Annotated in this window: 5 protein-coding genes; 2 read left to right on the forward strand and 3 right to left on the reverse strand. The window is 39.0% G+C overall.

Features of this window, described 5'->3' with window-relative positions; translation table 11 throughout:
- Positions 1-210: 210 nt before the first annotated feature.
- The 3 genes from H4J52_RS19580 to pabB all read right to left on the reverse strand — a co-directional run bounded on the left by H4J52_RS19580 (position 211) and on the right by pabB (position 3,777).
- Positions 211-1,602 carry an L-serine ammonia-lyase gene (locus H4J52_RS19580; RefSeq protein WP_182180270.1) on the reverse strand — a complete coding sequence of 464 codons (1,392 nt, stop codon included), beginning with the start codon at positions 1,600-1,602 and terminating at the stop codon, positions 211-213.
- A gap of 132 nt (positions 1,603-1,734) precedes the next feature.
- Positions 1,735-2,304, reverse strand: a complete 570-nt coding sequence (locus tag H4J52_RS19585) for a CoA pyrophosphatase (RefSeq protein ID WP_182180272.1) — start codon at positions 2,302-2,304, stop codon at positions 1,735-1,737.
- 51 nt (positions 2,305-2,355) lie between these two features.
- Positions 2,356-3,777 (reverse strand): aminodeoxychorismate synthase component I, encoded by a 1,422-nt coding sequence (pabB, locus tag H4J52_RS19590; RefSeq protein ID WP_182225410.1) that lies wholly within the window; start codon positions 3,775-3,777, stop codon positions 2,356-2,358.
- Positions 3,778-3,945: 168 nt separating this feature from the next.
- On the opposite strand from pabB, the gene H4J52_RS19595 reads away from it, so the two are divergent.
- Both H4J52_RS19595 and H4J52_RS19600 read left to right on the forward strand, forming a co-directional pair.
- Positions 3,946-5,469, forward strand: coding sequence for a fumarate hydratase (locus tag H4J52_RS19595; RefSeq protein ID WP_182180276.1), 1,524 nt, complete (start codon positions 3,946-3,948; stop codon positions 5,467-5,469).
- Between the two features lie 131 nt (positions 5,470-5,600).
- Positions 5,601-5,819 carry a TIGR02922 family protein gene (locus H4J52_RS19600; protein WP_182180278.1) on the forward strand — a complete coding sequence of 73 codons (219 nt, stop codon included), beginning with the start codon at positions 5,601-5,603 and terminating at the stop codon, positions 5,817-5,819.
- Positions 5,820-6,035 lie beyond the last annotated feature (216 nt).

Consider the following 6,035-nt stretch of genomic DNA (forward strand, 5'->3'; position numbering starts at 1 on the left):
TTTTATGTTCAGGATGAACGGTATGCCGTGGTGCCATGGATGGCAAGGAACGACGAATGTTCAGGATGAACGGTATGCCGTGGTGCCATGGATGGCAAGGAACGACGAATGTTCAGGATGAACGGTATGCCGTGGTGCCATCGATAGTAAGGAACGGAAATGCTCTGCCATCAACCCTTTGTCTGTTGACGCTTTGCGATTAAAAATGTCTTAACATTCAGTAATGTTCACCGCTAAGCCGCCACGTGAAGTTTCTTTATATTTAGTTTTCATATCGTTGCCTGTTTCCCACATGGTTTTAATCACTTTATCCAGTGGTACCTTTTGATTCCCCGTTCCGCGTAATGCTAAGCGAGAGGCGTTAATCGCTTTAACCGAGCCCATTGCATTACGTTCAATACAAGGAACTTGTACTAAACCACCAACAGGATCACAGGTTAATCCTAAATTATGCTCCATACCTATTTCTGCTGCGTTTTCTACTTTACTTGGCGTGCCTCCCATAATTTCAGTTAATGCACCTGCAGCCATAGAGCAAGCAACACCCACTTCGCCCTGACAACCCACTTCTGCACCAGAAATTGATGCATTTGTTTTGTACAAAATGCCAATGGCTGCTGCAGTTAGCAAGTAGCGAACACAAGTGTCTTCATCAACGGGTTTAACAAATTTATCGTAATAACACAGCACAGCAGGAATAATACCAGCGGCGCCATTAGTTGGGGCAGTAACTACACGGCTACCGGCGGCATTTTCCTCATTAACCGCTAATGCAAATAAGTTCACCCAATCCATAGCAATAAGTGGATCATTATTATTCTCAACTGACAATGCTTTAAATAGGGCCGGGGCCCTGCGCGCAACTTTTAAACCACCAGGTAAAATGCCTTCTGTTTTAATACCACGGTCAACACAATCTTTCATTGCTTGCCAAATATCAACTAACTTAGCTCTAACTGTCGCTTCATCAGCTAAGCACTTTTCATTGTTCATCATGATAGTACTGATCCTGAGGTTTTTTTCATTCGCTTCGTTAATCAACTCGGTTGCTGATGAAAAATAATGTGGGCGTTTTATATTATTATGAAGAGATAGTGCTTTGTCTTTTTCTTTTTCAAAGTCGCGTGCGTTAACAATAAAACCGCCACCAATTGAATAGTATGTTTGTTCGAGTAATAAAGTACTTTCTTTCCCTGCAATTTCTGCATAAGCGAATATAGTCATCGCATTAGAGTGAGCCGGCAACGTTTTACGACGATGATAAATAATAGCGTCATTTTTAGGAAATGAAACAACGTGTTCGCCATTAAGTGATATGTGTTGGCTACTAACCACAGCTTCAAGAATTGAATCAATATCTTCTACGGCAATCGTGTCAGGGTTTTCACCAGACAAGCCTAAAATAACAGCTTTACCGGTACCATGGCCAATACCTGTTTGCCCTAATGAGCCAAAAAGCTCGCATTTTACGCGCGTTGTTTGGGTTAATTTATTCTCATTTTTGAGCTGTTCAACAAATAACTTCGCAGCTTTCATTGGACCTACGGTGTGGGAGCTTGAAGGGCCAATGCCAATGGAAAACATATCAAATACACTAATCATACTTAAAACCTGCATTTATTTTGTTAAAATTAACAAAAGTTGGAATTATCTTCGGTAATTGTAACTGAAAGCTATCACCATGAAAAACAATAATAGCTTAATTATAGGTGATATTAGACATACATTTAAACGTTATGATAATTGAATGGCTAAATCTTTAAGCATGACGGCGGTTGCGCCCCATATGTTATGGTGCTCAAAGGGCGTAAAGTGAATTGAAAATGGTTTTCGATGGCGCTCTATGGTAACGGTATAATGATTACTAATGTTGAGAAAGTGCTGTAAGGGTACGTGAAAAATTTCAGCAACTTCATTTTCATCCATTACATAATGTTGTTTCTTGTCAATAAAAGCGATAATGGGGGTAACCACATAGCCGCTGATTGTTTCATAAGGGAGCAATTGACCGACAATATTTATGTTGTCACTATTTAGGCCTATTTCTTCTTCAGCTTCTCTAATTGCCGCGCTAACGAAACCTGCATCAAAATCTTCCATTTTACCGCCTGGAAAACTAATTTGTCCTGGATGATGCTTTAAATGGCTGGCGCGTTTGGTAAGCACAACAGATAACTGTTTATTTTCTTCAATTAAGGCAATAAGAACGGCTGCAGGTTTAAGCGTCGCATGGTGCTGATATTGATGAAGTGAATCGTTGAGTATTGATAACTGAAATTTTTGCAGAAAATCATGCTTTGTCATTATAAATCCATCCATTGCGAGTAAAGCTAAAACAGCAAAAGGAGCGAAAAATTAAAGTGCTGATAACACAGGTAATATTTTATTTACTTTATCAAAGGTTTCTTGATATTCACAGTCTACCTTTGAATCTGCAACCACACCACCTCCAGCCCAGCAATAGAGGGCGTTTTCTTTTGTTACGATGTTTCTTTCACATAATAAAGTACGAATGGTAATACTCGTGTCCATGTTTCCACAAGCCGAGATATAGCCAACAGAGCCACAATAAATACTGCGTTGATGGGGTTCTAATTCGTCAATAATTTCCATGGCTCTTATTTTTGGGGCGCCGGTAATTGAGCCACCAGGAAATGATGCAGCTAATAAGTCTGTCGCCTGATACTGCGGTGCTAATTCACCTTCAACAGTACTCACTAAATGATGAACCGCAGGAAAGCTTTCAATGTTAAACAACTTAGGAACTTTGACTGAACCGGGCATACAAACTTTACTGATGTCATTTCTGAGTAAATCTACAATCATTAAGTTTTCGGCGCGATCTTTCTCTGAATGCTGTAAATCAATCGAATTTTGCAGGTCAATGGTCGCATCATCGCTTCGTGGTTTGGTGCCTTTAATGGGCTTACTTTGTACTTTATTCGCTATTTTTTGTAAGAATCGTTCAGGAGAAATACTTAAAATACTTGCATTATTAAACCGTAAAAAAGCAGAAAATGGTGCTTTGTTTTTCTCACGAAGTGCACAATAAGCGTCAAATTCATTACCTTGATAAGTCGCTTTAAAACGCTGAGCTAAATTAATTTGATAGCAATCACCGGACAATAAATAGTTTTGTACTTGTTGAAATTTTTCATTATAACTGGCTTTACTCATATTCGATTGCCACGTTGACGTTAATGAAAACTTTTCAGTTGCTTGTTGGCATTGAGCGGCTAAAGCGAGTTGCTCATTTATAGTAACGGTTAAGCTTTTGCGAAGTGATTGTGGACAAACAAGCCAGAACTGCTGCTGTTTGTGATCAAAAATTAAAGCGTGTAAATAGATGCCAACTGACATTTCAGCTAAATCAATATCATGGGTGGTTAGATTAGGTAGTGCTTCAAAGCGTCGACCTAAGTCATAAGAGAAATACCCAAGACTGCCACCATTAAAAGGCAGATGGCTACGAGTAACGTTAATATCACTAAAACACTGTTGCTGAATATTTTTAATAAGTGTTAAGGGGTTTTCATCACTAATTTCTTTCTTGTTATCTTTTAGCCAATGTATTTCAGTTTGTTCACCGTGTGTGGTTAGTGTGACTTCTGGTTGCCAAACCATAATGTCAAAATTACTATCAACGTGAGAAGGCGCCTTTTTATTCCCACAGGAATCAAGCCACATCGCCCAAGGCTGTTGACTAAAAACTGAGAATAGTGCGGCTACATCAATCGATTTGTCTACAGTAAAGTGCTGGGCAGAAATAGTGAACATGACAGGTTATACTCGATAATATTGTGGTAGCTCGTTAACAAGAAGGGTATGATATCTGCAAATTCATAACTTTCAACCCTTTTTAACGACCCGATATTATCTGTAATTTCAGGGACGTAGGAAAATGCGGTTGGACTACATATGTAGATCTGCATAAAAGAGGCCCTCATGACTATCATTAAACAACAAGATTTAATTGAAAGTATTGCTGATGCATTACAATATATTTCTTATTATCACCCGTTAGACTTCATTCAAGCACTTGAAAAAGCTTATCATAAAGAAGAAAGCACAGCAGCGAAAGACGCTATTGCTCAGATCTTAATTAATTCTAGAATGTCAGCTCACGGGCAGCGCCCAATTTGTCAAGATACGGGCATAGTGACATGTTTTGTAAAAGTCGGAATGGATGTTCAATGGGATAAAACTGACTTAACCGTCCAGCAAATGGTTGATGAAGGTACTCGACAAGCTTATTTAAATCCAAACAACCCTTTACGCGCCTCTATTGTTAAAGACCCCGCTGGCGCACGTATTAACACCAAAGACAATACACCATCAGTTGTGCATATTGATATGGTGCCAGGCGGTGGTGTCGATATTATGATTGCTGCAAAGGGAGGAGGCAGTGAAAATAAATCTAAAATGGTAATGTTAAACCCAAGCGATTCAATTGCTGACTGGGTCGTTAAAACACTACCAACAATGGGCGCAGGTTGGTGTCCACCGGGCATGTTAGGGATAGGTATCGGTGGTACGGCTGAAAAAGCAGGCGTGCTTGCTAAAGAAAGTTTGATGGACCCTGTTGATATTCAAGAGTTAATTGACCGTGGTGCAGAAACAGCAGAAGAAAAGCTCCGTTTAGAAATTTTTGAACGCGTAAATAAACTCGGCATTGGCGCACAAGGCCTTGGTGGTTTAACAACGGTTGTTGATATTAAAATCATGTCGGCGCCAACGCACGCCGCATCAAAACCTGTGGTCATGATCCCTAATTGTGCAGCAACTCGTCACGTACACTTTCATTTAGATGGTTCAGGACCCGCTAATTTAACGCCACCTAAGTTAGAAGACTGGCCAGAAATTACTTGGGAAGTGGGTGAAAACGTTCGCCGTGTTAACGTTGACGATTTAAAGAAAGCCGATATAAGCTCATGGAAAACCGGTGAAACTGTTTTACTGAGCGGTACGATATTAACTGGACGTGATGCTGCTCATAAGCGTATTCAAGAGATGTTAGCAAAAGGCGAAAAATTACCTGTAGATTTTACGGATAAGTTTATTTACTACGTAGGCCCAGTCGATGCTATACGTGATGAAGCCGTTGGCCCCGCCGGACCAACAACAGCAACACGTATGGATAAATTCATGGAAATGATGCTTGCTGAAACAGGTTTACTTGGCTCTATTGGTAAAGCGGAACGTGGTGCGGCTACGGTTGAAACAATTAAAAAGCATAAGTCAGTGTATTTAATGGCTGTAGGCGGCGCAGCATACCTCGTATCAAAGGCCATCAAAAAAGCTAAAGTGGTTGCTTTTGAAGATATGGGTATGGAAGCTATCTATGAATTTGAAGTTGAAGATATGCCAGTAACAGTTGCTGTTGATACTCAAGGCGAATCTGTTCATGTTACTGGACCGGCTATTTGGAAAGCTAAGATTGAAGTACAAGATGCTCAGTCAAAAAGCTAATTGATGGCGATTTTGTGGTAATCAATTTATAGAAAGCGCCTCAGGGCGCTTTTTTATTACCTACAGTAATGTTCGCTTTTTCAACTACACTGATATAACACTGAAAAATAAAGCCTGAAATATCCTTAATTATGACTAACACTAAGCTACGTACCGTTACTATTATTTATTATTGTGATAACTCACTTGAATTAATGCACTTTATTGGTCAGTTTCCACAAAATGCCAGTGGTCGCGTGATTATTTCAGAAAAATTTAAGGAGGAAAAATCAATTATTGCTGTTTGTGATGGCGAAATTACTATTCTTAATAAAATGGGGGATCGTATTCATTTAATAAATGATTATTAAATATTCACTGTTTAATGATAACGCTAGAATAAACTTAACCTGAGTATATTTCTATGCTTTAATACTGATAATATTTACAGTGTTACTGATGTGTTCCTTATGTTTTATATGATACTACCTGCTTTTTTAGAAATAATTCCTGCTGAGCTTTTTATTTTTTTGAGCGTTATTTTATCGGTATTTTGTTTTTTAATTAGTTTGATCTTATTTTTTAAA

The organism is Colwellia sp. MB02u-14 (assembly GCF_014076915.1).
Lineage (GTDB): Bacteria > Pseudomonadota > Gammaproteobacteria > Enterobacterales > Alteromonadaceae > Colwellia_A.

Excerpts from the sequence above, each read along its gene's own strand:
- H4J52_RS19580 (WP_182180270.1), bottom strand. The coding sequence starts at position 1,602 with ATGATTAGTGTATTTGATATGTTTTCCATTGGCATTGGCCCTTCAAGC.
- H4J52_RS19585 (WP_182180272.1), bottom strand. The coding sequence starts at position 2,304 with ATGACAAAGCATGATTTTCTGCAAAAATTTCAGTTATCAATACTCAAC.
- pabB (WP_182225410.1), bottom strand. The coding sequence starts at position 3,777 with ATGTTCACTATTTCTGCCCAGCACTTTACTGTAGACAAATCGATTGAT.
- H4J52_RS19595 (WP_182180276.1), top strand. The coding sequence starts at position 3,946 with ATGACTATCATTAAACAACAAGATTTAATTGAAAGTATTGCTGATGCA.
- H4J52_RS19600 (WP_182180278.1), top strand. The coding sequence starts at position 5,601 with ATGACTAACACTAAGCTACGTACCGTTACTATTATTTATTATTGTGAT.